Annotated in this window: 21 protein-coding genes and 1 pseudogene; 15 read left to right on the top strand and 7 right to left on the bottom strand. The window is 52.8% G+C overall.

Features of this window, described 5'->3' with window-relative positions:
- Window position 1: 1 nt before the first annotated feature.
- Window positions 2-2,418 (bottom strand): annotated as a pseudogene (locus AC0L73_RS18125) (GcvT family protein).
- Window positions 2,419-2,448: 30 nt separating this feature from the next.
- Window positions 2,449-3,753, bottom strand: coding sequence for an NAD(P)/FAD-dependent oxidoreductase (locus AC0L73_RS18130; RefSeq protein WP_227951837.1), 1,305 nt, complete (start codon window positions 3,751-3,753; stop codon window positions 2,449-2,451).
- A gap of 321 nt (window positions 3,754-4,074) precedes the next feature.
- Between AC0L73_RS18130 and AC0L73_RS18135 the strand changes: the two genes are divergently transcribed.
- Window positions 4,075-4,980, top strand: a complete 906-nt coding sequence (locus AC0L73_RS18135) for a glucosaminidase domain-containing protein (protein ID WP_473654496.1) — start codon at window positions 4,075-4,077, stop codon at window positions 4,978-4,980.
- An 11-nt stretch (window positions 4,981-4,991) separates the two neighbouring features.
- Here AC0L73_RS18135 and AC0L73_RS18140 read toward each other — a convergent pair whose 3' ends face one another.
- Window positions 4,992-6,224 (bottom strand): glycosyltransferase family protein, encoded by a 1,233-nt coding sequence (locus AC0L73_RS18140; RefSeq protein ID WP_227951839.1) that lies wholly within the window; start codon window positions 6,222-6,224, stop codon window positions 4,992-4,994.
- A 612-nt stretch (window positions 6,225-6,836) separates the two neighbouring features.
- Here AC0L73_RS18140 and AC0L73_RS18145 point away from each other — a divergent pair.
- From AC0L73_RS18145 to AC0L73_RS18205, 13 genes are all read left to right on the top strand, one after another.
- On the top strand, window positions 6,837-7,022 hold the full coding sequence (locus AC0L73_RS18145) for a Flp family type IVb pilin (protein WP_227951840.1): 186 nt from the start codon (window positions 6,837-6,839) through the stop codon (window positions 7,020-7,022).
- Between the two features lie 57 nt (window positions 7,023-7,079).
- Complete coding sequence (locus tag AC0L73_RS18150; RefSeq protein ID WP_227951841.1) at window positions 7,080-7,580, top strand: A24 family peptidase; 501 nt, start codon at window positions 7,080-7,082, stop codon at window positions 7,578-7,580.
- A gap of 5 nt (window positions 7,581-7,585) precedes the next feature.
- The gene (gene cpaB / locus AC0L73_RS18155; RefSeq protein WP_473654497.1) at window positions 7,586-8,443 is read left to right on the top strand and encodes a Flp pilus assembly protein CpaB; all 858 of its coding nucleotides are present in this window, start codon (window positions 7,586-7,588) and stop codon (window positions 8,441-8,443) included.
- Between the two features lie 6 nt (window positions 8,444-8,449).
- Window positions 8,450-9,856: a type II and III secretion system protein family protein gene (locus AC0L73_RS18160; RefSeq protein WP_473654498.1), complete on the top strand. Its 1,407-nt coding sequence runs from the start codon at window positions 8,450-8,452 to the stop codon at window positions 9,854-9,856.
- A 19-nt stretch (window positions 9,857-9,875) separates the two neighbouring features.
- Window positions 9,876-10,508: a hypothetical protein gene (locus AC0L73_RS18165; RefSeq protein ID WP_473654499.1), complete on the top strand. Its 633-nt coding sequence runs from the start codon at window positions 9,876-9,878 to the stop codon at window positions 10,506-10,508.
- Window positions 10,509-10,522: 14 nt separating this feature from the next.
- Window positions 10,523-11,614: a CpaE/TadZ family protein gene (locus tag AC0L73_RS18170; protein ID WP_473654500.1), complete on the top strand. Its 1,092-nt coding sequence runs from the start codon at window positions 10,523-10,525 to the stop codon at window positions 11,612-11,614.
- A gap of 129 nt (window positions 11,615-11,743) precedes the next feature.
- Window positions 11,744-13,096 carry a CpaF family protein gene (locus tag AC0L73_RS18175; RefSeq protein WP_227951846.1) on the top strand — a complete coding sequence of 451 codons (1,353 nt, stop codon included), beginning with the start codon at window positions 11,744-11,746 and terminating at the stop codon, window positions 13,094-13,096.
- On the top strand, window positions 13,093-14,052 hold the full coding sequence (locus tag AC0L73_RS18180; RefSeq protein WP_227951847.1) for a type II secretion system F family protein: 960 nt from the start codon (window positions 13,093-13,095) through the stop codon (window positions 14,050-14,052). The genes AC0L73_RS18175 and AC0L73_RS18180 overlap by 4 nt, the downstream gene beginning before the upstream one ends.
- Entirely contained in the window at window positions 14,049-15,026 is a 978-nt protein-coding gene (locus tag AC0L73_RS18185) for a type II secretion system F family protein (protein ID WP_473654501.1), read from the top strand. The genes AC0L73_RS18180 and AC0L73_RS18185 overlap by 4 nt, the downstream gene beginning before the upstream one ends.
- Window positions 15,027-15,030: 4 nt before the next feature.
- Window positions 15,031-15,852, top strand: coding sequence for a tetratricopeptide repeat protein (locus AC0L73_RS18190; protein ID WP_227951849.1), 822 nt, complete (start codon window positions 15,031-15,033; stop codon window positions 15,850-15,852).
- Complete coding sequence (locus tag AC0L73_RS18195) at window positions 15,849-16,325, top strand: TadE/TadG family type IV pilus assembly protein (RefSeq protein WP_473654502.1); 477 nt, start codon at window positions 15,849-15,851, stop codon at window positions 16,323-16,325. The genes AC0L73_RS18190 and AC0L73_RS18195 overlap by 4 nt, the downstream gene beginning before the upstream one ends.
- Before the next feature lie 43 nt (window positions 16,326-16,368).
- Window positions 16,369-16,875, top strand: coding sequence for a hypothetical protein (locus tag AC0L73_RS18200; RefSeq protein ID WP_473654503.1), 507 nt, complete (start codon window positions 16,369-16,371; stop codon window positions 16,873-16,875).
- An 11-nt stretch (window positions 16,876-16,886) separates the two neighbouring features.
- A complete protein-coding gene (locus AC0L73_RS18205; RefSeq protein ID WP_473654504.1) occupies window positions 16,887-18,200 on the top strand; it encodes a TadE/TadG family type IV pilus assembly protein in 1,314 nt (437 codons plus the stop codon).
- On the opposite strand, the gene AC0L73_RS18210 is transcribed toward AC0L73_RS18205, so the two are convergent.
- From AC0L73_RS18210 to AC0L73_RS18225, 4 genes are read right to left on the bottom strand one after another with little or no spacing between them, the layout of a single operon-like run.
- Window positions 18,197-19,090, bottom strand: coding sequence for a DUF1853 family protein (locus tag AC0L73_RS18210; RefSeq protein WP_473654505.1), 894 nt, complete (start codon window positions 19,088-19,090; stop codon window positions 18,197-18,199). The genes AC0L73_RS18205 and AC0L73_RS18210 overlap by 4 nt on opposite strands.
- Window positions 19,087-19,917, bottom strand: a complete 831-nt coding sequence (locus tag AC0L73_RS18215; protein ID WP_473654506.1) for a sulfite exporter TauE/SafE family protein — start codon at window positions 19,915-19,917, stop codon at window positions 19,087-19,089. The genes AC0L73_RS18210 and AC0L73_RS18215 overlap by 4 nt, the downstream gene beginning before the upstream one ends.
- A 56-nt stretch (window positions 19,918-19,973) precedes the next feature.
- On the bottom strand, window positions 19,974-21,416 hold the full coding sequence (locus AC0L73_RS18220; RefSeq protein WP_473654507.1) for a VWA domain-containing protein: 1,443 nt from the start codon (window positions 21,414-21,416) through the stop codon (window positions 19,974-19,976).
- Window positions 21,416-22,354 carry an AAA family ATPase gene (locus AC0L73_RS18225; RefSeq protein ID WP_473655470.1) on the bottom strand — a complete coding sequence of 313 codons (939 nt, stop codon included), beginning with the start codon at window positions 22,352-22,354 and terminating at the stop codon, window positions 21,416-21,418. Before AC0L73_RS18225 ends, AC0L73_RS18220 begins: the two co-directional genes overlap by 1 nt.
- 189 nt (window positions 22,355-22,543) lie before the next feature.
- Here AC0L73_RS18225 and alaS point away from each other — a divergent pair, with 189 nt between their 5' ends.
- Window positions 22,544-25,228 (top strand): alanine--tRNA ligase, encoded by a 2,685-nt coding sequence (gene alaS / locus AC0L73_RS18230; RefSeq protein ID WP_473654508.1) that lies wholly within the window; start codon window positions 22,544-22,546, stop codon window positions 25,226-25,228.
- The last annotated feature ends 263 nt before the right edge of the window (window positions 25,229-25,491 follow it).

The raw sequence follows: 25,491 nt of genomic DNA on the forward strand, positions 1-25,491 counted from the left end.
TTTATCCCCGCATCCGTTCCGCCGTCGGGTCGAGCAGGGGCTCGAGCACCATTTTCGCGGGTCGCATTTCTCCCAGGATCTCGATCTCGAAGTCGCCGCCGTCCTCGATCATTTCAGGCGGGGTGAAACCAATGGCGACGGATTTCCCAACATAATGGGCATAGCCGCCGGAGGTGACGAAGCCGACCACGTTGCCGTCTTTCCAGATCGGCTCATCCCCGTGGACATCGGCATCCAGCGCCTCGACAACGAAGGTGGACAGCTTGCGTTTGACGCCCTCCGCCTTTTCTTTCAGCACAGCGGCCTTGCCGATAAAGTCGGCGGGTTTGTTATAGGCGACGAAGCGATCGAGGCCGGTTTCCTCCGGTGTGTAGTCGGGCTTGAATTCCCGCATCCAGGAACCGAAGGATTTTTCAAGCCGCAAACTCATCATTGCGCGCATCCCGAACGGGGAGAGGCCAAATTCCTCGCCGGCCTCGGCCAGCACTTCATAAATGCCGATCTGTTCATCTGCCGGGACATAGATTTCATAGCCGAGATCGCCGGTATAGGTGACCCGCTGGACAATGGCATCGGACAGCCCGACACCCATGCGTTTGACCGCCATAAAGGGAAAGGCCGTTGTCGAGACATCCTCATAGGTCACCTTGGCGAGTAAATCACGCGCCCGGGGTCCCGCAATCTGGAACCCGATACGTTTAAGGCTGACATTCTCGATCTCGACACCTGTCTCCGGCAGATGATCCCAGAACCAGCGAAGATGATACGCCTGCGCTCCGAAAGAAGCGGTGAGTTGGAACTCCTCTTCACCCAGACGTGCGATGGTGAAGTCGCCAATCAGCCGTCCTTTCGGGCTCAGCATCGGGCTCAGGCTCATCCGTCCGACCTTGGGCACGCGTCCCGCCATGATCATATCGATCCACTCCGCCGCCTTGGGGCCCATCACCTTGTATTTGCCGAAGTTGTGTATTTCCGTGATTCCGACCTTTTCGCGCACGGCCCGGCATTCGGCGGAAACAGCATCAAAGGCGTTGGACCGGCGGAAGGAGGGTGTCTCCAGAAGCGGCTCTCCCTCCGGCGCGAAGTAATTGACTGCCTCCATCCCATAGGCCTGACCAAAGACCGCGCGCTGCTCTTTCCAGATCGGGTAGGCGGGCGTTGTCTGGAAGGGCCGTGCGGCGGGCAGTTCTTCATTGGGGTAGGAAATACTGAAGCGGCGCTGGTAATTCTCGGTGACTTTTTTCGCGCATAGGGACGGGAGCAATAGTCGCCATATCGCGCCACATCCATGGCGAAAACGTCACGGCTTGGTTCGCCCTCGATCATCCATTCGGCAAGGGTGAGGCCGACACCGCCGCCCTGACTGAAACCTGCCATCACCGCGCAAGCTGACCAGTAATTCCTGAGCCCCGGTACCGGCCCGACCAGGGGGTTGCCGTCGGGGGCGAATGTGAAGGGACCGTTGATCACATTCTTGACGCCCGCCGTTCCGAGGACCGGGAAACGATTGAAGGCGAATTCCATGCTATCCTCGATACGGTCGAGTTTGTTGGGGAGCAGTTCATGGCCGAAGTCAAGAGGTGTACCGTTCACACCCCATGGATCACAGTCCTGCTCGTAAAAACCAATGCAGAGCCCACGGCCTTCCTGGCGAAGATAGCTTTCGCCTTCGGGGTCCATGACATGCGGATGCTCCCGGCCAAGCTCATATATCTCTGGAATATCCTCGGTGATCAGATATTGATGCTCCATCGGATGCAGCGGGAGGAAAATGCCGACCATTTCGCCGAGTTCCCGTGCCCAAAGACCGCCGGCATTGACCACATATTCCGCGTTGATCGTGCCGTCCTTGGTGACGACCTGCCAGCTTCCGTCTGGTTGCGGGTTCAGTTCCAGCACAGGGTTGCGAAGATATATCTCGGCGCCCAGCTTGCGCGCGCACATGGCGTAGGCGTGGGTGGTGCCGGAAGGATCGAGATGACCGTCGAGCGGGTCATAGAGCCCGCCAATCACGCCCTCGACATTAGTGATGGGGGAAAGCTCCTTGATCTCCGCCGGTCCGATGATATGGGTATCAAGGCCCATATAGCGATGCTTCGCCCGCTCGGTCTTCAGGTAATCCATGCGATCCGGCGTTCCCGCGAGTGTAATGCCGCCCACATGATGCAGGCCGCAGGATTGCCCGGACAGTTCCTCGAGCTCCTTGTAAAGCTTGATGGTATACCCCTGCAGCGCGGCGATATTGGTGTCGGAGTTGATGGTATGAAACCCGCCGGCGGCGTGCCAGGTGGAGCCGGAGGTCAGTTCCGACTGCTCGATCAGCGCGATATCGGTCCAGCCGAGCTTGGCCAGATGATAGAGGACGGAACAGCCGACGACGCCTCCTCCGACAACGGCTACCTTGACATGGGATTTCATGTTTCTGCCCTCTCGTTTTTAAACTGTCTTCTATCCAAGGACGGTAAAGCTGCTGTCCTGGCTGACCTCCCGGTTGCGCGAAAAAGTGCCCATGGAAAGATCGTAGTCGATATTTTCAAGATGGAAATGAACCGGGTCCCTGTCGTGATCGCGGCCCGCCTCGCATTCGCGGATCAGTTTCTCCATCATCCGCCCGGCAACCGGCGCGTTCTTGAACTGGTTGCCGCTGGTGCCGATGGCGAGGTAATAGCCACCAAGGCTCGACTTGTCATAGATCGGCACCCAGTCGCGGGTCACGTCATAAAGCGCAACGACACCCTTGGTCTGGCGCGGCACGCCCATTTCCGGAAAGCGCTGGGCGAGGCGGAGAACCTGCGCGTTCCATTGCTCGGTGAAATCCTCGTTGAAGTTATCGGGGTCGACCCATTCCTGCGTATCACATTTGGGGTCTTCCGAGCCGATCAGGATATGATTGCCAAGCTCCGGCCGGCAGTATATCCCGGCGTCGCTGTCGGACAGCACCACACCGTCGGTCTCGAAATTAAATCCGTCGGGCGAGGGGACATGCGCGACCTCATGCCGGAGGGCGCGGGTGGTCATTTTCATATCCTCCAGCACCCCGGCCATGTCATTGACCTTGGCGGAATGCGGCCCGGCAACATTGACGACAACATTCGCATCAATCTCGGTCCCGTCTTTCAGCGTGACGCCGGTGACGCGGCCGCCCGACTGACGGATCGCTGTAACCTCGGCATTAAACCTGAACTTGGCGCCGTGAGCCTCCGCCGCGCGCTGGGCATTATGGGCGGCAAGCTGCGGGTCGCTGACATAACCGCCACGCGGGAAGAAGACGCCCCCCGGTACACTGTCGCCCGTCGGTTCGCCAAAGGACGGATCGTCGGGCCGTTTTACCGGCGCAAACTGGTGTGTGTCGATAATCGGCAGCTTTTCGTGCATCTGTTCGGGCGTTAAATGTTCATAGGGGCAGCCGATCTTGTCCATCAGGGTGCAGATTTTCCGCATGTAGTCATTATGCGGCGTTTTGACGATCAATGCGCCCGTATCATGATACTTGATCAGGCCTTTTTCATCCTCCACACCGACATAATCGGCCCAGTTCTTCCAGTAGAACCAGCCCTCATAGGCTAGTGCGCAGGTGTCCAGCGCGGAATAATAGGTGCGGATGATGGCGCAGGAGGCAGATGTTGAGCCGAAGCCGGAAGCGGGCAGGCGGTCGATCGACAGAACCTTGCGGCCGGCCTTCGAGAGTTCATAGGCTATGCAGGCACCGATAACGCCGGCACCGATTATGACGGCATCGTATTTGTCGCTCATCGGCTGTACCTCCCTCTCGCTTGCCAAGTGATTTCAACAACTATTTCCCTGTAGACGTGTCCATGCAAGCGGAAACTGTCCAAGTGAAGAGCATCGGCATTAAAAAATTATTTGTATGTCGTTTTTGTAAAAAACCGGGTCGGCAGGGTATAAATTGCAGTGCAAGAGAAATAAGGGAGGGGGCCGTGTTTTCGTTGTTTCGACATTTAGATAACAGAGTCGCAGACAGAATAATCCCTAACAGGCTCCCGATCTGTTCGAAATCATGGCATAATGCATTTATATATCTGAAGTCTGGGGGAATGACGCAAAATGAATAGAATGAGTGTAGCGAAACATCTTGGTGGGGGGATTGTTGCAAGTGCTCTCTTGTTTGGGGCCGCGCTACCTCTTCGAGCAGAGACGATTACGATCCAGAATTTTGACGATTTCGCCAGTTTCTTCAAGCGTAGCGGTTATTCCATCCCGAAGTGGAAATCGGGCGCACAAGATGTGCCTCCCTACACCATCCTCGATATCCCGGAGGAATGGCGTAAAAAAGTGGCCCCGGATATGCCGGTAGCGGAGAAAAAGAAAACCTTCTTCCGTCTCTCCATACCGCTTGCTTTCGTTGCTAATCATCACCTGCGTGAAGACCGGAAAAAGATGACCGCGATTGAGAAAGATCATACTGCGGGGCAAGATCTTTCATCCCATGACAAGAAATGGCTCGCGACACAGGCGGAAGAATATGGCCTCGCCAAGGGTGAATATGACGCGGCGTTCTGGCGGGAGATCAAGAAACGTATGGATATTGTTCCGCCGTCCCTGATTGTTGCGCAAATGGTGGATGAGAGTGGTTGGGGGACCTCCCGCTTTGCGGCGGAGGGGAATGCTCTCTTCGGGCAGTGGAGCTATAAGGGCGGTATCAAGCCAAAGGATCAACGGAAAAGCAAAGGCAACTATAGTGTCGCAGCCTTCAAGACACCGCTGGATTCAGTCCGCGCGTACATGCTGAACCTGAACTCCCATGATGCCTATGCGGGCTTTCGGGACCGCCGCGCGTCCCTTCGGGCGGACGGAAAAGCAGTAACAGGGCCTGAATTGGTCGGTACGCTTATCAAATATTCAGAGCGGGGAGAGGCCTATGTCAGAAATATTGAGGGGATAATGTCCAGCAATAATCTGCCGCCTCTTGATCATGCCCGGCTTGCTGATGGGAAAGTTATGTATCTGGTTCTTAAATAAGCTGTGGCCAATTAGTCGGAAGCAATAGCTTGTTCAGAAGATAGATCCGCCCGTCGTTTATCAACAGCCTTGAAACGCAAGCTTACCAGCCGGTTCAAATTGGTCAGCCCGTCGAGCAACCCCGGAATTATCACTTCTGATGGTTTCTTTTGCTGCGATAAATGGCGCAACGCTGTCAGCATTGTGTCGCCCGACCGCTCACCATCATCTACGAGGACACCAATCAGTCCGGCCTCTGCCGCACGGGTTGCCCGGATATATTGTTCCAGCCGCGGCACTGTGCGAGGTATGATGAGGGCGCGCTTGTTCATCGAGAGCACTTCGCAGAATGTATTGTATCCGCCCATGGCGACAACGGCAGTTGCCTCCTGCATCAGGCTTTCCAGGTGGCTATCAAAGGTAACGGCACGGACGCGGGGCAGTTGTTGTATTCGGTCGCGGAAACTGGCGCGGGTATCGGGCGGCATAAAGGGGCCCAGTACAAAGAGTGCGTTGAGTGGAGGTTGCCGGTCTCCCTCATAAGCGCGAAGGACCCAATCCGTCAGAACATCACCATCGCCGCCACCGCCGACCGTAATAAGAACGTAAGGCTCTGTCATTTCATCCAGAATGGCTGGTTGGGAAACGGCCGGGGGCGAGCGTCGCAGATACCCAGTATAGGTGATTTTCCGTTTGACGTTGGCAGGAATTTTGAGGCCGGTCAAAGGATTGTAGATCTGCTTGACACCAAAAATCCATATATCATCATAGATGTCCTCAAGCGCAGGCATGACATTCTTGCGCTCCCACTCCGGTTCCAGCAGGGAAGGATCATCCAAGACATCCCGAAGCCCGAGTACAAGATGAGTGCCTGACGCTTTCAGCATTTCCAACGTATCGGTGACTTCGCCTTTCAGGCCGTATGGCTCCTTGTCGACAATGAAAATATCCGGATCAAATGTTTCCGCTGTGTGCTGAATGATGGAGGCACGCATAGCCAGCGTCTGTTCGGTATTAATATGCAGGCTCAAGGATGTGTATTCCCCGTTCCGTAGCTTGATAATGCCGGGAATGCGGACAAAATCAACGCGGGCCTTGAAATCAAAACTGCCGATGATGGGGGAGCCAGACAGGATGAGAACAGACAGGTTCTGGTTCTGCTCGACCAACGAGTTTGCCATAACCATGCAACGCCTTAAATGGCCGAGACCAAATGAGTCGTGGCTATAGATCAAGATGCGTCTTGCGCTTTCGATCTTGTTCATGTCGGCCTCCGCTTGTTCTGGTACGCATATACGGGGTTCCGGTGGATAGTTCAACTTTATATGTGAGTGCCGCAACAATTACATGAAGTTTTGCGTCTTCAAGATCATCAGAAGGAGCGTTTCAATCTGGACTGGTTCAGTCAAAAATTATTCCTTCACATATCAGGTGATTCTTTAAAACTATTTAAACGAGCGGGTAAAAATATCAAAAAAATACACCAATAAAGAGCTTATGTGGTAAATTAAAGCACGCTAATGTATAAAAAAAGAGTATTAACTATAATAAATTTCAATATTAACTATAAATAATAGATAAAATTACTGACAAGGTGATTAAAATTTTTAATATAAAAATCCCAGAAAATGGAAAATATCAATTAAAATAAGATGTTAATAAACATAGAAATGTAAGTGTAGTTTTTTGGTTAATTTTGTAGTGTGCTTCGTAAAATCTGAAGTAGGAATAGGCGTCGTCAGCAAAGTAAATTTTGTAATCTCTAATAAGAGATGCCTCCTTCCTTATGATTTTCAGATCAATAACAATTCATGAGGGTGCATTTCTGTCTTGATAGATTTAATGCACCAAAATTTTATAGAGGAGGGGTTAAGAGTATGAAAAAAATCCTTAGCGATCTTATAAGAGATGAAAGTGGTGTCACGGCCGTCGAATATGCGTTGATGGCGGCAGCCGCGGCAGCTGTTGTCGGCGTTGCCGGATCGGCGTTTTATACAAAAATTCAAACAGCCTTTAACGCCATTGATCTTTCCGGATCTAGTGGCAGTGGTAGCACTAACTAGATTTCAGTAACTAATTACCTCCCGGCCGGTTTTTCGCGCCGGGAGGAGTAAGGTACCATGTCCCCCATTTATCCTATTTTGGCAATTTTACTGCTCTGGCTGGCCGCCTATACTGATCTTACGCGCCGCTTGATCCGCAACTGGATATCCGTCGCACTGTTGCTGCTTTTTATTCTCTATGCAACGTTCCCAGTTATTCCTCTGGACATTATTGACCATGTCATTTGGGCAGTCGCGCTGTTTGCTTTGTTACTGATCGGCTTTGTTTTCGGTAAAGTCGGCGGCGGCGACGTTAAGCTGGCGACTGTTGTCATGCTTTGGATCGGCCCCAAAGCGGGGCCTGAGTTTTTTGTTATTACCGCTCTTTGTGGAGGTATTCTCGCCCTCTTTATCGTAATGCCGATTTTAAGTTTAATGCGCGAATGGGCGATTGCACCGTTCATAAAAACTGGAATGGTAAGTGAGGAGGGCGCTTCTCCCACTGTGCCCTACGGTGTTGCCATCGCGGCGGGCGGTACGGTGGCACTTTACAAAACCTATTTGAACGGTATCGGGTGATTGCAATGAGAAGTTTTACCTTCATCCTTCTCGCTGCCCTGTTCCTGGGGTCTGCTGCCTATCTTGGAAATAAGTATCTATTTGAGCCTGCGAAAAGCACTCCTTCAGCGGGCCAAGCTGTTGCGCAAGCATCCAGTATATGGGCACTCCGACTCGTGAAGGATGTAAATCGGGGCGACATTCTCGAAAAGGGCCAGATGACCTGGGACCTTTTGCCGCGCGACCAAACAGGAAAGCATCTGTTCATTCGCGAACAAACTGATCTTGGTGATTGGCAGGGAGCGGCTTTTACGCAACCGCTGAAAAAGGGTGCCTATCTTCAGGAAGTGCATCTTGTCCGTCCGACTGAAGCGGATCATCTCAGGACATTGCTGACGGCCGGGTTGCGCGCGCGTCCTGTGGCTATTGAAAATCTTGGTGACTTCAAACATTTGCGTCCCGGTGACTATGTCGACCTGATTGTAACCTATGTTACGCCCGTCCATGCGGCGCGAGCAGGGGAAACGGTTGTCAAAACCATATTAGAGAGTCGCCGTATCATTGCTGTGGAGACAGCGCCTGTGACCAAGGCAATTAACGCCATAAGATCATCGGAGACTTTGACTCTGGCGCTGTCCCCGACCGATGTTGAACTTGTATCCGTGGCAGAAACAATTGGTAAGTTGCGGATATCCTTGCGGGGAGAAACGGGTTCCAATGAATATTTGGAGAGGCCCGCAAAAGCAGCTTTTTCAGCGAGCGACCTCTTTCCAGAGCTGAAACAGGTTCCGCCAGCAGTTCTTCAGCGTCACGCCCGGGATGTACGGATAATGCGCGGCGGAGAAACCACTGTCGTTACCCTGTCGCCGGTTGCAGGAAAATAGGGGACCATGATGAAGAACAGCCTACAGAAAATTGGTTACATATTCCTGATGCTGGCGGTTTTTCTCATGTTTTCGGCTCCCTCCGGCTACGCTCGCGCCACCGAAGACAGGACGCCTTTGTCACTCGATGTGAACCAGGGCCATCTTATCCCGCTTAATGTTCCTGTCTCAGAGGTGCTGGTGACAAATCCCTCGATCGCGGATATCCAGATTACAGCTTCCAATGGGCTCTTCCTGTTTGGTAAAGCGCCTGGGCGGACACATGTTATGGCGCTCGGGGCGGGTGGTGCGATATTGTACGATCAGTCTGTTACCGTTACGCGCGATCTTGTAACGCTCTCAAAGCTTCTTTCCGAACAGTTCCCAAAGAGTAACCTTTCAGTTCAATCCAGTCCGGGCCGCATTCTTCTTTCCGGCATGGCTCGCACCCCTATGCAGGCAGAGCAGATTACCTCCGTCGTTCGAGGGTTTCTGGGAGAGGGGGAGGAAATTGTCAACCGAATGGAACTGCTGGCGCCGTCTCAGGTGAATATCAGGGTACGTATTGTCGAAATGAACCGGGAGGCGACAAAGAACCTTGGTATTAACTGGGATGTATTGTTGAATCCGGGGTCGCTCGCGATTGGGTTAATCACTAATCGCTGGCCGTCTGCGATTGGCAACGCGTTGATCCCGAGTTCCGCGATCTCCGGCGTCGGCGGGAGTGGCCTGCTTGGGTATCGTGGCAGTCAGGGTTCTGTTTCCGCCGTTATTGATGCGTTGGCCGAGGAAAACCTCATTACGGTTCTGGCGGAGCCGAACCTAACTTCCCGCTCCGGTGAAACCGCAAGTTTTTTCGCTGGTGGGGAATTTCCGATACCGGTTTCCGCAAATGAGGACCAGGTGACAATCGAGTTTAAGAAATTCGGCGTTATTCTCGATATCACCCCGACAGTGCTCTCGGATCAGCGGATTGGCATTCATATCCGGCCCGAGGTGAGTGAGATTTCCGAAGTTGGCGCGGTTGTCGTCAACGACTTTCAGATACCCGGCATTGCCGTTCGCCGCACTGAGGCAACGATTGAGCTTGGCAGTGGACAGAGTTTTGCGGTGGCGGGTTTGTTGCAGAACCAGACCAGAAACATCGTCAATGAGGTCCCCTGGTTGGCCGACCTGGCCGTGTTGGGGCCGCTGTTCCGATCCAGCCGTTATCAGAAGATGGAAACGGAACTTGTCATTATTGCGACGGCAAATATTGTTACGCCCCGCGATGGATCTCTGTTTGCAAGCCCAGCGGATAAATATCGACCAACCGATCTTTCAGAGAAAATGACGACGGGCAAGCTTGCCCTCCCGACGCTGGCGCCGGAAATCCCAAATATCAAGGGACAGGATGGCCTGACCCTTAAAGGTCCGGTTGGCTATATTTATTGAGGAAGAGAAAGGCGCCAGAATGCGACGTTTTATTACAGGCGGTATTCTTGTTTTATCCGCGCTCGGCCTGTTAGGTGGTTGCGGTGGACCGGAGGCTTCGGGTCAAATTCCGCAAAGTCTCGCAAATTCCAAATTGCTGAACCAGAGCTATCGCATCTCTTTCTTTGAGGACTGGGCGGATCACTCGATAAAGACCTCAGACGGTCTTAAATTATCAGAGTTTCTGCAAAATTTGCGGCAAGATCCTCCCGGATATCTGCGACTTCAGCCACGAGGGACAGTGCTCTCGGAAGAAATGATTTTCCAGTTATTGGAGCAATCGGATATTTACCGCTATAGCGCCGTGGAAATTGCACCGGTTGCTCCAGCAGGGACGGAGGAGAATTCTGTTCTCGAAATAGAGCTAACCTATTATGCCTATACACTTCAGAACTGCGGCGCTTATCTAGATCGCCGGTTGGTTGATCACGAGGCCTGGAAAACGCCAGGGTTTGGCTGCGCGGTCAATCACAATCGTCTGGTAAGTCTAGTTCGTCCGGGAAATGCCAGATCAGGCGGTTATCTGGCGCCCCCTCTCGCGCGCTCACAGGTAAAGGCCATTACGACATATCAGGCGCTTCCCCCAACGCCATTTCCCCCCGCAAATAAATAGATTGGATACAGAAGATGCCGGCACGGAATACGCCTGAAATTGTAACCTTTCCAAACGCGGACGGCGCAAACACATCGGCCGCCGCCTATGTCGCGGATCGGGAGACGGAAAAACAACTCAATGATCTGTTGCCGAAATGGGGCTATGACAAGGCGCAAATAAAGCGCGGTTCCTTACGTGACGTGATCCGTGACTACAGCGAAAAAAACATGCCGACAGTGCTGATTGTCGATATATCCAAGGTCGCGTTACCGCTTTCTGATTTGCAGAACCTAGCGGATATCTGCCCTCCGCGGGTGAAGGTAGTCGTGCTGGGAACCGAGGACAACGTCGGTCTATATCGCGACTTAATGGAAATTGGAGTAACAGATTATTTGGTTAAGCCAGTGCCAAGTGATTTACTCTTTCGTGCTGTTGCCCGGGCGAGCGGTCGGCTCGCGGCGCGCAATCCCGAACCTCGCGCGGGAAAGTCCGTAGCTGTATTTGGCGTGCGCGGTGGTGTGGGGGCGACTACGGCTGTTCTTAATTTAGGGTGGCTGCTCGCTAATCACTATAATCGCCATGTCATGCTGGCCGATCTCAATCTCACGTCAGGAACGCTCGCCCTGGAAATGGGGGTGGAACCGGCATCCGGCCTAGCTGACCTTCTGACAGGTCCTGATCGGATCGATAATGTTTTTGTTGATCGTGCCACACGGGAGGTGGAAGAGCGGCTCAAGTTATTGGCCTCTGAAACGGATTTTGCTGCCGCTCCTGTTTATAACGCGGATGCCGTCGCGCAGTTGGTGCAGCATTTACGAAGCCGCTATCATTTTATTATCCAAGATGTGGACCGGGCGTCGATCGAGACTGCGATGACGGTGCTCCAAAATGCAGATGTCCGGGTGTTGGTGATGGATTCAACATTGGCCTCAGTAAGGGATGCTGCACGGATATTCAAAGTCCTGAAAACTGAGGGGGAAGAAAAAAATCTCTTCTTGTTCTCAATAGATCGCGGGCGCGTATCCGGGGCGATGTACCTCTGGAACAAATTAACCGTTTTGTCGATCATCCAATTGATATTGTCATCCCGTTTGAGAAGAAAAAACTCGCCCTTGCCAGCCTGAACGCTGAACCGGTCGTGCGTCAAAAATTGCCTATTACTGATGCCTACCACAGATTGGCGGCGGAACTGATCGGTCGGAAGGCCAAAGCACGCCGCCTAGGCTGGTTTGCGGGCAGAAAGGGGGCATAGAGTGTTTGGCCGCAAAATAGAAAATGAAAGGGTCGGCAGCCTCGCCAATTCGGAAGAGGTGTTTGTTAGTCAGGCGACGTCAACGGAGAGGGAGTTTGACGTTCCGCCGGAACTTATTGAACGTGTGAGAAAGCAGTTCTTTAACCGCATCGATCCGACCGCGGCTTCTACCATGCCACCCGATGAACTCTCGCTCCGGATTACCGAGGCGGTCTCCAAGATCGTTGACGAGGAAAAGCTTCAGGTCAACTGGATGGAGCAAAGCGCCATCGCACGGGAACTTTTTGACGATATCGTTGGTATAGGTCCGATTGAAAACCTGCTCTCCGACCCGAGAGTGACGGACATTCTGGTGAATGGGTCTGATACGGTCTATGTAGAGCGGGATGGGCGGTTGGAGCTTACCAGCTATAAATTTCGCGATGAGGATCATGTGCTGGAAGTGGCGCGCCGCATTGCCGCCTCCGTGGGGCGGCGGGTTGATGAGGCAAACCCCATGGTAGATGCGCGCCTGAAAGACGGTAGCCGCGTTAATGTGATCGCGCCGCCCTTGTCAGTTTACGGAACGATTATATCTATCCGCAAATTCTCAAAGCAATTCATGAGCCTGAAGGATTTATGTGCCGGTGGTTCCTGCTCGACCGCCATGGCCCGTTTCCTTGAAATTGCGGCTCGGTGCCGACTTAATATTCTGGTTTCCGGTGGAACCGGGTCGGGCAAGACGACTTTGCTGAATGCGTTGTCGGGATTGATTGACGAAAATGAACGGATCGTCACGATTGAAGATGCGGCGGAAATTGCCCTGCAACGCCCGCATGTGGTGAGCTTAGAGACCCGCCAGCGCAATACAGAGGGAACCGGGGATGTCTCTCAACGGGATCTCTTGCGTAACAGCCTGCGGATGCGGCCCGACCGGATCATCATAGGCGAAGTTCGCGGCTCGGAAGTTTACGACATGCTGCAGGCGATGAATACGGGACATGATGGCTCCATGTCGACCATTCATGCCAATAGCGCCCGCGACGCGCTGCTGCGCCTCGAAAACCTGATGCTCTCAACACTGTCAAACTATCAGAGTCGCGGTGCCCGACAGCAAATTTCCAGTGCCCTTGACCTTGTGATCCATGTTGAACGTGGAGCGAATGGGCAGCGCTTCATTCGGGAAATATCCGAGATTGTCGCCCTTGAGGCAGATGTGATCTCCAGCCAGACTCTATTCGAGTATGCTGAGGATGCAGATCATCCTGAGCAGGATAGTTCCGCGTTCCGCTATACCGGTGGGCGACCGCATTTTGAGGAGAAAATTGCCAAATTCGGATTAGGGGAGGAATTGCAGGAGGCACTTCGCCCATGACGCTGGAGGCATTGATTAGAAATGCTCCTGAATGGCCTAATATTTTGGTCTTTGCAGTATTTGTTGGAAGCGGCCTTACCCTTCTTCTCTTAGCGTTTCGACGGCTCGGTGAAGGAGAGCGGCAACTCGCGGCACGCCTTAGAGAGCTGAATACTGAAAGTGAGGGAAAAGGATCAATTGCTATCGCGCCCTTCCCGGAGGTTTCCCCTCTTTATCGTGAAGAAAAAGATGCCACCAAATGGCAGGAATTTCTGAAAGTTCGAGCCAAACCGCTCGCATTTTTAGTGCTCGCCCTCGTGATGGGATTGATGGTTGCCTTATACAAATATCCGATTATCACGTTTGCCGTTGTCGGGGCTGGTGTATGCATCGCGGGCGGTTACGTTGCATTCCATATTTACCAGCGGAATGTGCAGCGTCAACGTTTTGTGGATCAGTTGCCGGAGGCCATTGATATTATCATTCGCGGTGCCCGTGTCGGCATGTCCCTGCCGGAAAATTTTCAGGTGATCGCCCGCGAAATGCCCGATCCGGTGGGCCGACAGTTTCGCATCCTTGCGGAAAAACTCGGGATCGGAATTGACCTTGAAACGGCGCTTACCTCGGCAGTAGATGAAATTGGCGTCAAAGAACTGCAGTTTATGGCAACCACCCTGATCCTGCAGCGCCGGACTGGTGGTCAATATGCGGAGGTTTTGGAAAACCTCTCCCGGGTGTTGCGTGATCGACGCGCACAATACTTAAAGGCCAAAGCTCTAACATCTGAATCGCGGGTTTCCGCCCGGATCGTTGCCATTGTCACGGCTGTTATTCTGGTAATCCTTGCAGCGACAAACAAGGCGCAGTTTGATTTTCTATTCGATGATCCGCTCGGTCACAACCTGCTGATTTATGCCGGAGTCAGTATTTTTATAGGCTTTTTCACTCTATCCCGCTTGCTGAGGACGCTGCAATGAGCGTGTTCTGGCAGGCATCAATGGATGATATGTTGTCTTTGATGGCAATAGGGCTTTGCGTCAGCCTCGCGCTTGCCTTTTTTATCATCGCGCTCCGAGCGAGGAAATCAGAACATCTCGACAAGAGGCTTCGGCTTTTTGTGGGTGATGACGGCATAAACCGAAGGAGATTAGCCCCTCCGGTCAGGATCGACTTGGAGCGAGAGGAGGCGACAACCGGCAAGGCAGCGACATGGCTCCGGCCTTTCTCGTTTGGAAAGACGGGCAAGACCAAGCAAAATCTCAGCTGGCGTTTTATCCGAGCTGGTATTGATCCCGTGCGCGGGAAAAAATTGTTTCTGCTGGCACGTATTTTTCTCTTTATTGCGAGCTCACTTATCGCAGCCTTCCTGCAGAATAGTGTAATTTTTCCGACACTAAATACTCTTACCGTTGTCGTTTTTGTCATCTTTTCCGGCGTTGCAAGTAGTTTCCTGCCGTTCTTCGTGCTGAATTACCAAATTAAGCAACGGCAAAGACGTATCGAGCGCGCCATGCCGGACATGATCGATTTGTTGATCCTGTGTGTCGAGGCTGGACTGACGCTTGAAGTTGCACTCGCTCGCGCGATAGAGGGGTTGGAGCCGTTTGCTCCAGATGTTGCGGCAGAGATGAAAATCACCTTGAGTGAGCTTAAAATTCTGCCAGATAAATCTATGGCTCTTACCAATCTGGAGGAACGCACCGCGTCCAAGAGTCTTAAATATCTCGTGCTTTCTCTGCGACAATCTGAACGGTATGGCACCTCGATCACCGGTGCACTGAAATCGGTCGCGGTGGAGAACCGCAAACATGCCATATTGGACCTTGAAAATAGCGCGGCGCGGATGCCTGCGCTCCTGAGCATACCCCTTATTTTATTTATTTTGCCGCCCGTAGTGGCGCTATCTGCCGGGCCTGGATTCGCATTGATGATGCGTGCGATTGGAGGATGAAGTGATGTTATTAAGGTTTTTAACACTTGCAGGTTTGACGCTGTTTTTGACGGGATGTGGGTTGCCGGGCAAAGGACTGGAGGCGCAAAATTTATTTGAAGATAAAGCCGCGCGGGAACGAGCGATGAAAATCGCAGATGTATCCGTGAACTCAGGTAATTATCTCTCCGCGATTGATATTTATCAAAAACTGCTTTCCCGGAATAAGTTCGATGAAGATGTGCTTTATGCACTTGGATCGACCTATCTCAAAGCGGGTGCTCCGAATGAAGCGGTTGTCGTTTATGAAAATCTGGAGGAGATGACGCATGATGATATTCGGCCCCTGATCGGGCTTGGTCGGGCGCATCTTTTTCTGTATCGACCGGAGACCGCCGCGCTCTATTTTGCAAAAGCGGCTGAACTTGCACCAGACAACATTGATATACTAGGTGGCCGCGCCATTGCTGCGGATATGGCGGGGGATCATCAAGATGCCCGTAAATTTTATGAGGCGGCCCTTGATATTGCGCCAGACGACCTGCGCATTCAAAATAATGTAGCGCTCTCCTACCTGATGGAGGGGAGATATGATGCCGCCGTTACGTCTTTATCCAAACTTGCATTCGCTCCTCAATCTACTGCCCAAATTCGCCAGAATTTGGCGCTGGCATACGGCCTTGCCGGGGACGAGGCTGCGGCGGCCCGCATTGCGCGTCTCGATCTTGATCCGGAAGCCGCCGACAATAACATCAAATTCTATAACCTGATCCGTCGTATGAAGGATCGAAATCTGCTCCGGCGTTACCTACTGGGAGCACGATCTGAAAATGCTGGCGCAACATGACCAAGATTGGGCGTAAATTGCGGGAAGTTGCTTCGAATTGCCGTGCCTCTCTCCCAGTGGAACTCGCGATTATCTTGCCGCTCGTCTTTGCGCTTGTTTTTGGGGTGATCGATGTGAGCCGCGTTCTGCTCGCCCGCAGTTTGCTCGATCATCTTGCCGTATCGCTTGCTGACGATATCAAGTTCAATGGCGGAGCGGCCGGAGTTATTACATCGGCAGGGGCTGAAGCAAGACTTGCCGCTATTGCCCCCAATCTGGTGGGAGGCTTGGTAGATGTTTCCCGCCTTAACGTAACGGTCAGCAACTATGAAACTCTTGCGGATTTCACAAGTGGAAGTATTTCCGCAGAGGGATCGCTGACGGCGTATCGTCTTGATTACATCGTGACTTTGATTACGCCTTTCGTGAACTATCTCTATAGCGCGTCGGAGATGACGGAGAGCGCCGTTCTCATGGTTAGAAATGGCCGGTAAGTGCGTAATAAATACGCTGACCAGGGACTGCCGAGGCAGCGTGATGGTGGAAGTGGCGCTTATTGTGCCGGCGATTATGTTTCTTTTTCTTGCTGGCGTTACGTTAGCGCATGTGGTGCAGCTTTCGCGTACCGCCGACCGGGTTGCGGCGGTTCTGGCCGATGATTTTTCCCAAAGAACGACTATTGCTGAATCGGATTTTGATGAAGCGCTTACGGCGACGACAGAATTGATTGATATTGGTGATTATAATGTTGCGTTCTGGCTTTCCGTTCAGGCAATAGCATTATATCCAGCGACAGGAGCCAACTTCCTCTGGAGGCGGAACCGCGACGGGGGTGGGGGCGATTGTACAGCCTCAGCTCCTTCCTATGCCACTCCTGTTGGGACGCAGGGCGGCGCGGGTGTTGTGTATCTTATACAAGTTGATCTGTGTGCCACGCCGGGTGATGGATTTTTCCTCTCAAGTGCTTTGAGCGTCATGGAATTCTCCATTCATGCCCGTGCGGTGGCGCCCGTTCGTCAGGCTGCAGCGCGCAGTCTGGAATAGGAAGTAGCTTTATGCTGAGAAATATCCGGGAATTTCGGGCGGCGGAGGAGGGCGCAGCGTTGCTGATTTTCGCGCTCACTCTTTTTGTGGTTATCGGCAGTGTGGCCTTTGCAATTGATGTTTCCCGTTTTTTTGCGGCTAAGTCGCGCCTCAGTATTGCCAGTGAAATGACGGTTGTCGCGGCTGCCCAGAATTTCCAGTTTCTGACAACGGCGGAGCTAAACCAACTGGCCGCAGATGTGATGCAGGCAAATTTCCATACTGCTCATATGCTGACTTATTCGGATGATGCTATCGCGGCACCCGCAGTTAATCTTGTTACGGATGGGGAGACAGGTGAGATCACGTTGACCGCCTCAGCGGAAATTCCGACAACCTTGCTTAGGACGCTCAATTTTTTTGATAATGTAACGGTGGAAAGCAAAGTCTCGGCTTTTCAACAGAAACCGGAGGCAGAGGTCGCTCTTGTTATCGACTCATCTGAGGTGTTTGAAACTGCAGGCCGTTTAGCTGAGATAACGGTCGCCGCAAATGTCTTTATCGCCGCGCTAGAGGCAGAGGCTACTCAGGCGCAGGGTATTAGCTGGGCGCTCATTCCCGTCGGCAATGAAATTGTGAATGTCGCACCATATGACAACTGGGTGGAGGCGGGGAGTTGGCCCACCAATATTCCACCGGATGTGCCGGGAACAACGGAATGGGGAGGGGATCTGGCAGAAGAACGTTGGTGTGTTGCGCCGCGTGCAGGAGTAGCGGGGGAAGATGATACACCGCCCGGAACAGTAGCCTTTCCTCTTGTTCTCACGTTGGATTCACAGATAGATGCGGCCACGGGCCTGCCCCATTATTCAAATATCACAACAGCTGATTGCCGGGAGGAGCGGATTATAGGCCTCACCAGTAGTCTTCCCATTTCCACAGCGCTTGCGTCCCTCGGTGGGAATGGCGGCGCGGCTTATGGTCGGAGTATGCTCTGGGCGGAGCGGATATTATCGCCACTTTGGCAGGGCCTATGGAATGGCAATGCCAGTATGCCCGCGGCTTATGAAGATGAAACGACCGAAAAGATCGCTATTCTCGTTGTTGGTTCCAGTGCCGCGGATGTGGCGGAGGATACCCGCCTTTCCAGCAGTTGTGCGCGGATGAAGCAAAATAACATTACTCTTTATGTAATTGACTATCTTGCGCCGGCAGCGACAACCTCGTTACTTCAGGTCTGTGCAACAACGGCAGGGCACTATTTTCGGGTGACAGATATGGTGAACCTGCAAAGCGCCTTTTTCTCTATCGCAAAGTTTATGACAGTGGTTCGGTTCGGCAGTTAACCCGGCCAACCGTCAGGTGTGATGAATAGCTGGCCAAGGGAAGTGAGCTTTTCTTTTCCGTCATCCCGCATCAAATGAACGAGATAGGGCATAGGTCGCCCTTCGATCGCCTTATCTATTTCGGCGAGTAAATCCGATACTGTCCCGGTAGTCGCTTCGTCCGGATAAAAGTAAGGGGTGATCCAGCGCTTTTTCTCCAGAATCTGAAAATGGTCGAAGTTGGGCAAAGGTGTTTCTGTAAGACTGCTTCTATCGCGCCATTCTCCTCTCATGCCTTGCATTGAAATTCTATGCGGTGCGGGTTGTGTCGGGCCATATGGTGCGGGATAAAAAAGACAACCTTTGACCCATGGACAAGATGTTACATCACCAATTCCAAGAGATTTGAACATAGCGATTGTCTCTGTTTGGTCGGGCAACGAAAGCTGATGCCCGTAGAGCCGGTCGAGCTTTCTTTTAAGTGTGTCTTTCAGCATCGGTCCGACAAAATCTGCTTCATCTGACGGAGAGCCTGTATTGAGATAGAATTTGATCGACAGCTCCCAATGCCGTGCGGTCCCCTCATACAGGAAAATGAGATCTATCTCACCAAGGGTGCGTTTTTCTCGAAAGATGGGAATATTGCTGCCGATCAGCCGGACGGAGGGTAGATTATCAAGCCAGAAAATAACCAACTGCTCGAAATAGCGACCGAGGTTAAGGCGCGGCGTGGTGGCGAGATGTTCAAGGAGAGGCTCTGGGTCGGCCCTGAGCCTTGTGAGCAGCGCCTTTGTTTCGGGGTGGCGGGCAAGATCGGGCTCAGGAAATTCTTTTAGCAGGAAAGGGGAGTTGATGACCCATTCCAGATCGCGAAGTGCGAAAGGTGTCCTATTCTCCGGTCCTGTCATCATCCATATAAACTATAGAACATACGCGCGGAGGTCAGGAACAGGAAAAAGGCAAACGCCTTTTTCAGTAGACTCGCGTTGATCTGATGCGCAATTTTCGCACCAAACGGGGCAAACAGCGCGGCCATAGGAAAGATCACCAGAAAGCCCAGAATATTGACATATCCAATATTGCCCGGTGGCAGGTTTGTGGCATCCAGGCCAGAAATCAGAAAGCCGATGGTACCATGCACGGCAATGATCAATCCGATGGCTGCCGCCGTTCCAACTGCTTTTCGGATCGGGTAGTTGAAGAGGGTGAGTATCGGCACAGTAAAGGTGCCGCCGCCGATGCCCATCATCGCAGAAAATCCGCCGATAAAGAGGGCAATTAACTGCTTGAACGGGGCTTTTGGTAAGCTTTCGGAAATATGTACATTATCTGGCCGAAAGGCCATATTTGCCGCCACGAGGAGCGCGAGACTAGCAAATACGAGCGTCAACAGATTGCCGTTGGCGTACCCGGCGATGATGGTCCCAAGAATAACCCCAATAAAAATCACCGGCCCCCAGCTTTTCAACAGATCTGTGTCGATCGCCCCCTTTTTGTAATGGGATCGGGCGGAGGATATGGATGTCGGTATTATGGTCGCAAGCGAGGTGCCGATGGCAACATGGATGCGGATGCTATCATCCACGCCGAAAAAGGGCAGGATGTTGTAAAGCACCGGCACAATAACGATACCGCCGCCAACGCCCAGAAGACCGGCGAGAATGCCGCCAACAATGCCCGTTCCGGCAAGCGCCGCGATCAGCCCGATCAGAAGCGGCAGGGAAACATCAGCGAACATCCAGTCAAAACTCCATTATGTCAGAAAATACAAATCCAAGTATTGGGAGAAGCGCTCTAATTGCTCTTTAGCAGATCGCGGAGGATAAGCTCAAGCTTGTTCAGGGAATTGCAGGTTTCGGCAGTGCTGCAATAGGGCGCAATACGGAGCATTTCTGAATCCCCTGACCCCCAGACGGACTTCCTTTCCGGATTGAGCCAGATAACCCGTTTCGCCCGGAGTTTGATTTCCTTCAGAATATCGATGCGCGGATCAGCGCCGTTGGAGCGGCCATCGCCGAGGAATATAACCGTCGTTCGGTTGTCGATCTCATCGAGGCAAAGTTCCTTGAAATCTTCCAGCGCCCTGCCATAGTCGGTTGACCGTCCGCCATATTTTTCAATGGCATAGGGAATGGCCTTCTCCGGTCCGAGACGGTCAAAGTCACTGGTAATTTCGCCAAGATCGCCTGAAAATGCGAAGGAACGAACCTTCGGCAGCACTTCATTAAGGCTATAGAGGAACAAGAGCAAAAACCGCGCAACCGATGCCACAGAACCAGAGACATCACAGACCGCCAGTACTTTTGGTCGGTCTTTATGCTTCTGCTTCCAATGGGTTTCAAACAGGATGCCGTCATAGGCGACGTTGCGGCGCATGGTTTTACGAATATCGAGATGACCCCGGTTTTTCACTTTTTTCACGCGCGAGTTCATGTCGGTCAGACGTTTTGCCATGCGTTGGACAAGCTGGCGCATATATTTGAAGTCACGATGTTCAACATTTGAAAGGCGCACATTTTTGAGGATGTCCTGTCGGAACTGCTTCGCCTTGCCGCTGCTGGTGAGGGCGAGTTGCCGCTCCACCATATCGCGGACCGCGTCGAAGAGAAGTTCCAGCCGGCCGGAGAGTTGATCCGCGCCTTCTGCATCGCCTTCCTTGTTGCGTCGAGATATCTCCCGATTAACGTCATCGAGACCCATGCCTTCCATAATTCGGCGGGTAAAGAGCCCTCGTTGGGTCATCAGGACGATATTGCGAAGATTGGCGTTGCTCGCGGCTGCGGTCATGGCCATGGTGAGCTCGGTTCGGTCATTGCGCTCCAGCATATCCAGGAGTGGAGCCGCTGAACCGCTCTCGCTTTGCTCTCCGGAAAAGCCACCGCCGCCTTCACCGCCGCCAGATGCAGGGTTGGGCGAGTTGTCATCATCATTCGCAGGTGTTATTTCGGGCGATGAATCAGGGTTTTCGCCGGTCTCCTCGCCCTCCTCATCAAGCGTCTCCTCCGGGGCGAGGTTAGGGTTGATCTGATAGCTAAAAAACTCATCGAAACAGCGATCGAAGCTTTCCTGCTCCTCGATCGTTTTCGCCATCACCTGCGCGAGCGCGGTCTTTAAAAGTCCGCGATCCTTATAACCGAACAGGCGCACGGTCTCAGCGGCATCGACGCTTTCGCTGATGGACACCGGCACATCTGAATAGCGCAGCATCTCAACAAAATCTGCAAGCGCCTTGTCCATTACATTCTTTCACTTCGCGCGGCGGCGATAAATTTCGGCACCTCGCTATGCATGTTGTCGATGTCTTCCTCGAACTTGAGCAGCATATTCAGCGTGTTGCGTACAAGATCCACTTCGAGTGTGTCCGCATGGAGTAGCATCAAGGTGCGCGCCCAGTCGATGGTCTCGCTGACCGCCGGAAGTTTTTTCAAATCCTGCGTGCGAAGCTGTTGTACGAAGGAGACAAGCTGATTGCGCAAGTTTTCTTCCAGTTCCGGCACCCGCGTCTGGATGATCCGCCGTTCCAGAGAGGCATCGGGAAAGGGAATGTAAAGATGCAAACAGCGGCGTTTCAGCGCGTCGCTCATTTCCCGACTGTTGTTACTGGTCAGGAAGACGAGCGGCTTGGTTTTTGCCTTGATCGTACCGATTTCGGGAACGGATATCTGGTAATCCGAGAGGATTTCCAGCAAATACGCCTCGAACTCATGGTCCGATTTGTCGATCTCGTCAATCAGCAGGACCGTTTTCTCCTCCGATTGCAGCGCCTGCAGGAGAGGGCGGGCCTCTAGGAATTTTTCAGAGTAAAAGCTGTCGCCGAATTGGTGCAGCTTTTCCATGGATTGCTCCAAACCGACGGCATCTTCAAGAAGATCGCCGAGTTTTTCCTTCAGGATCTGGGTATAGAGAAGCTGCTTGCCATATTTCCATTCATAAAGCGCTTTCGATTCATCCAGCCCTTCATAGCATTGCAGCCGGATCAGGGGTGCCGCCAGAATTTCGGACGCAGCTTTCGCAAGTTCCGTCTTGCCAACACCCGGGGGTCCCTCGACCAGGATTGGTTTATCGAGCTTTTGCGATAGATAGATAGAGGTGGCGATATGGCGATCGCAGATATATCCCGCCTTCTCAAATCCGTCTTTGATCAGGTCGATGGCGGTTGCGGGGTCTTTATCAATGAATGTCACGTATCGGTTCCATGTTATTATTATTGTTCACTGGTTAAAAAAGATTACTTATTCAATAGCAGGCTCCTCCGCGCTTTGCTAGGGCAATCCAACTGGACAGCGGATGCAGGGCGGGTTAAAAGCGGCAACAATGCGGCCTATATGCCGCATTTTTCTGCTTAGGTGAACGGAAATGGCAAAATGAGTACGACAAAAGAAATACGCAGCTCCTTTCTCGACTATTTCGCGAAGAATGGTCATGAAAAGGTGGAGAGCTCGCCACTGGTGCCGCGGAACGATCCGACCTTGCTGTTCACCAACGCAGGCATGGTGCAGTTCAAGAATGTTTTCACCGGACAGGAGAAACGCCCCTACAACCGTGCGGTAACGACGCAAAAATGCGTCCGGGCGGGCGGCAAGCATAATGATCTTGAGAATGTCGGCTATACGGCGCGCCATCACACCTTTTTCGAGATGCTGGGAAATTTTTCCTTCGGGGACTATTTCAAGGATCAGGCGATTGAGCTGGCCTGGAACTTGTTGACCAAGGAATTCGGTCTGCCGGAAGAGAAGCTGCTCGTTACTGTCTATCATGACGATGACGAAGCCGCAGACTATTGGAAGAAGATTGCAGGCCTTTCCGACGACAGGATCATCCGCATCGCAACATCCGACAACTTCTGGTCCATGGGTGATACGGGGCCTTGTGGTCCTTGCTCCGAGATTTTCTTTGATCATGGGGAAGGAATCCCTGGCGGACCGCCCGGCAGCCCGGACGAGGATGGCGACCGCTTTATCGAGATCTGGAACCTCGTTTTCATGCAGTTCGAGCAGCAGGCCGACGGTGCGCGGGAAAACCTGCCGCGTCCGTCCATTGATACCGGTATGGGATTGGAACGGGTAACCGCTGTCCTGCAGGGCAAGCATGATAATTACGATATCGACCTGATGCGCCATATTATCGAGGCATCGGCCGATGTTTCCGGCATTTCGGCGGATGGGGAATTCAAGATGTCCCACCGGGTGATCGCGGATCATTTGCGCTCTTCCTCCTTCCTTGTCGCCGATGGCGTACTGCCGTCGAACGAGGGGCGGGGATATGTGCTCCGCCGGATTATGCGCCGTGCCATGCGCCATGCGCATATGCTGGGCGCGAAGGAACCGATGGTCCATAAACTTGTGCCGACACTGGTCGAGGAAATGGGCGACGCTTTCCCGGAACTTGCCCGTGCCCAGTCGTTGATTTCTGAAACTTTGAAGCTGGAGGAAACTCGCTTTAAGGAAACGCTGGAACGCGGCCTCAAGCTGCTCGGCGATGAAACGGAAAAGCTGGGTGGCAGCGATCCACTTCCCGGTGATGTGGCCTTCAAGCTTTATGATACATTTGGCTTCCCGCTCGATCTTACGAAAGACATTCTTCGCGGTCAGAAACGGGAACTTGACGAGGCTGGTTTCGATGCCGCCATGAAAAAGCAGAAGGAAGCCGCTCGTGCGGCTTGGTCCGGCTCAGGGGAGGCCGCAACGGATACGCTCTGGTTTGATCTGCATGACAAAGTCGGTGCGACGGAATTTTTAGGCTATCAGACGGAAACCGCGGAAGGCAAGGTTCAGGCTATCATCAAGGATGGTAAGGAAGTGGACCGCGCGGGGCAGGGCGATGAGATTATGGTTGTCCTCAACCAGACATCTTTTTATGGCGAGAGCGGTGGTCAGGAAGGTGATCACGGCATGCTGAAAACTGTCGATGGCTTTGCAATGGTGGTAAAAGATACCCAAAAGAAGCAGGACCTCTTTATCCATATCGGACAGGTCACCAAGGGTGAATTGAATGTTGATGACGTGGTGGAAACACATGTCGATCAGCATCGCCGTAATCGCCTGCGTGCCCACCATTCGGCAACTCATTTGCTGCATGAAGCGTTACGCCAGACGCTCGGTGATCATGTGACGCAGAAAGGCTCTCTCGTGGCCGAAGATCGTCTGCGTTTTGACTTCGCACATCAGAAGCCAATGACTGACGCGGAAATTGCCGAAGTCGAGAAAATGGTCAATGACCGTATTCGCGTGAATGCCGATGTGGATATCCAGTTGTCTACGCCCGAAGAGGCAATCAAGGCAGGCGCCATGGCGCTTTTCGGAGAAAAATATGGCGATGAAGTTCGTGTTGTCTCCATGGGTGGGCTGGATGAGACTAAGGGCGCCGGGCGAGATTATTCAGCGGAGCTTTGCGGCGGCACTCATGTCGCGCGCACCGGCGATATCGGCTTTCTGAAAATTGTTAGTGAAAGTGGCCTTGCCGCAGGTGTCCGCCGGATTGAGGCCGTGGCCGGGGAAGCCGCTCTTGACTATGTCAATGAACGGGAGAAAATCCTCGCCGATGCGGCCGCGACCCTCAAAATCGCGCCGCAGGATCTTGGGAACCGTATTAAGAGCCTACTTGAGGACCGCAAGAAACTTGAGCGTGAACTCGCCGATACCCGCAAGAAGCTGGTAAGCGGCGGAGGCGGCGGTGCGCCTGAGGCACCGGAGAAGGTTGGTGACATATCCCTGATGGCGCGTTTGCTTTCCGATGTCCCGCCAAAAGACCTGAAACCTATGGCTGATGAGATCAAGAAACAGCTTAAAAGTGGCGTGATTGTCCTGATTAGTAATAACGACGGGAAAGCCTCCATCGTGGTCAGCGTCACCGGGGATCTGACTAATGATATCAGTGCTGTCGATCTTGTTCGCGCCGGTTCTGAGGCGCTTGGTGGCAAAGGCGGTGGTGGCCGTCCTGATATGGCGCAGGCAGGCGGTCCCGACGGCACGAAGGGAAAAGAGGCGGTGGCCTCCATCAAAGGCTTGATTGCGAAAATGGCCTCTGGCGAAGCCTTGGCCGGGCAATAAACAAACGAAAAGCCGGCAGGTCTGCCATCCTGCCGGCTTCTTACGCTACTGGTTACTCGACTGTGCCGTCCCGGTCCAATCGGGGTAAAATTGGCAGGGACGGCACTTTCTCCCTAGACTTGCCGGTTTCTAGTAAATTACTAACTAACCGGTAAATTTTCATTTGATGGTTGGTTGTGGCGGAAAAACGGCAATTCCGGGGTAATATTGTGGTTGCCATATTTTGCGCAGCTGCTTGATATTTTACGCATCTCCAATACATA

It is taken from the genome of Sneathiella sp. D3-11 (assembly GCF_055809395.1).

What these genes read in the sequence shown, in the direction of transcription:
- AC0L73_RS18130 (WP_227951837.1), bottom strand. Translation starts at nt 3,753, where the DNA reads ATGAGCGACAAATACGATGCCGTCATAATCGGTGCCGGCGTTATCGGT.
- AC0L73_RS18135 (WP_473654496.1), top strand. Translation starts at nt 4,075, where the DNA reads ATGAGTGTAGCGAAACATCTTGGTGGGGGGATTGTTGCAAGTGCTCTC.
- AC0L73_RS18140 (WP_227951839.1), bottom strand. Translation starts at nt 6,224, where the DNA reads ATGAACAAGATCGAAAGCGCAAGACGCATCTTGATCTATAGCCACGAC.
- AC0L73_RS18145 (WP_227951840.1), top strand. Translation starts at nt 6,837, where the DNA reads ATGAAAAAAATCCTTAGCGATCTTATAAGAGATGAAAGTGGTGTCACG.
- AC0L73_RS18150 (WP_227951841.1), top strand. Translation starts at nt 7,080, where the DNA reads ATGTCCCCCATTTATCCTATTTTGGCAATTTTACTGCTCTGGCTGGCC.
- cpaB (WP_473654497.1), top strand. Translation starts at nt 7,586, where the DNA reads ATGAGAAGTTTTACCTTCATCCTTCTCGCTGCCCTGTTCCTGGGGTCT.
- AC0L73_RS18160 (WP_473654498.1), top strand. Translation starts at nt 8,450, where the DNA reads ATGATGAAGAACAGCCTACAGAAAATTGGTTACATATTCCTGATGCTG.
- AC0L73_RS18165 (WP_473654499.1), top strand. Translation starts at nt 9,876, where the DNA reads ATGCGACGTTTTATTACAGGCGGTATTCTTGTTTTATCCGCGCTCGGC.
- AC0L73_RS18170 (WP_473654500.1), top strand. Translation starts at nt 10,523, where the DNA reads ATGCCGGCACGGAATACGCCTGAAATTGTAACCTTTCCAAACGCGGAC.
- AC0L73_RS18180 (WP_227951847.1), top strand. Translation starts at nt 13,093, where the DNA reads ATGACGCTGGAGGCATTGATTAGAAATGCTCCTGAATGGCCTAATATT.
- AC0L73_RS18185 (WP_473654501.1), top strand. Translation starts at nt 14,049, where the DNA reads ATGAGCGTGTTCTGGCAGGCATCAATGGATGATATGTTGTCTTTGATG.
- AC0L73_RS18190 (WP_227951849.1), top strand. Translation starts at nt 15,031, where the DNA reads ATGTTATTAAGGTTTTTAACACTTGCAGGTTTGACGCTGTTTTTGACG.
- AC0L73_RS18195 (WP_473654502.1), top strand. Translation starts at nt 15,849, where the DNA reads ATGACCAAGATTGGGCGTAAATTGCGGGAAGTTGCTTCGAATTGCCGT.
- AC0L73_RS18200 (WP_473654503.1), top strand. Translation starts at nt 16,369, where the DNA reads ATGGTGGAAGTGGCGCTTATTGTGCCGGCGATTATGTTTCTTTTTCTT.
- AC0L73_RS18205 (WP_473654504.1), top strand. Translation starts at nt 16,887, where the DNA reads ATGCTGAGAAATATCCGGGAATTTCGGGCGGCGGAGGAGGGCGCAGCG.
- AC0L73_RS18210 (WP_473654505.1), bottom strand. Translation starts at nt 19,090, where the DNA reads ATGATGACAGGACCGGAGAATAGGACACCTTTCGCACTTCGCGATCTG.
- AC0L73_RS18215 (WP_473654506.1), bottom strand. Translation starts at nt 19,917, where the DNA reads ATGTTCGCTGATGTTTCCCTGCCGCTTCTGATCGGGCTGATCGCGGCG.
- AC0L73_RS18220 (WP_473654507.1), bottom strand. Translation starts at nt 21,416, where the DNA reads ATGGACAAGGCGCTTGCAGATTTTGTTGAGATGCTGCGCTATTCAGAT.
- alaS (WP_473654508.1), top strand. Translation starts at nt 22,544, where the DNA reads ATGAGTACGACAAAAGAAATACGCAGCTCCTTTCTCGACTATTTCGCG.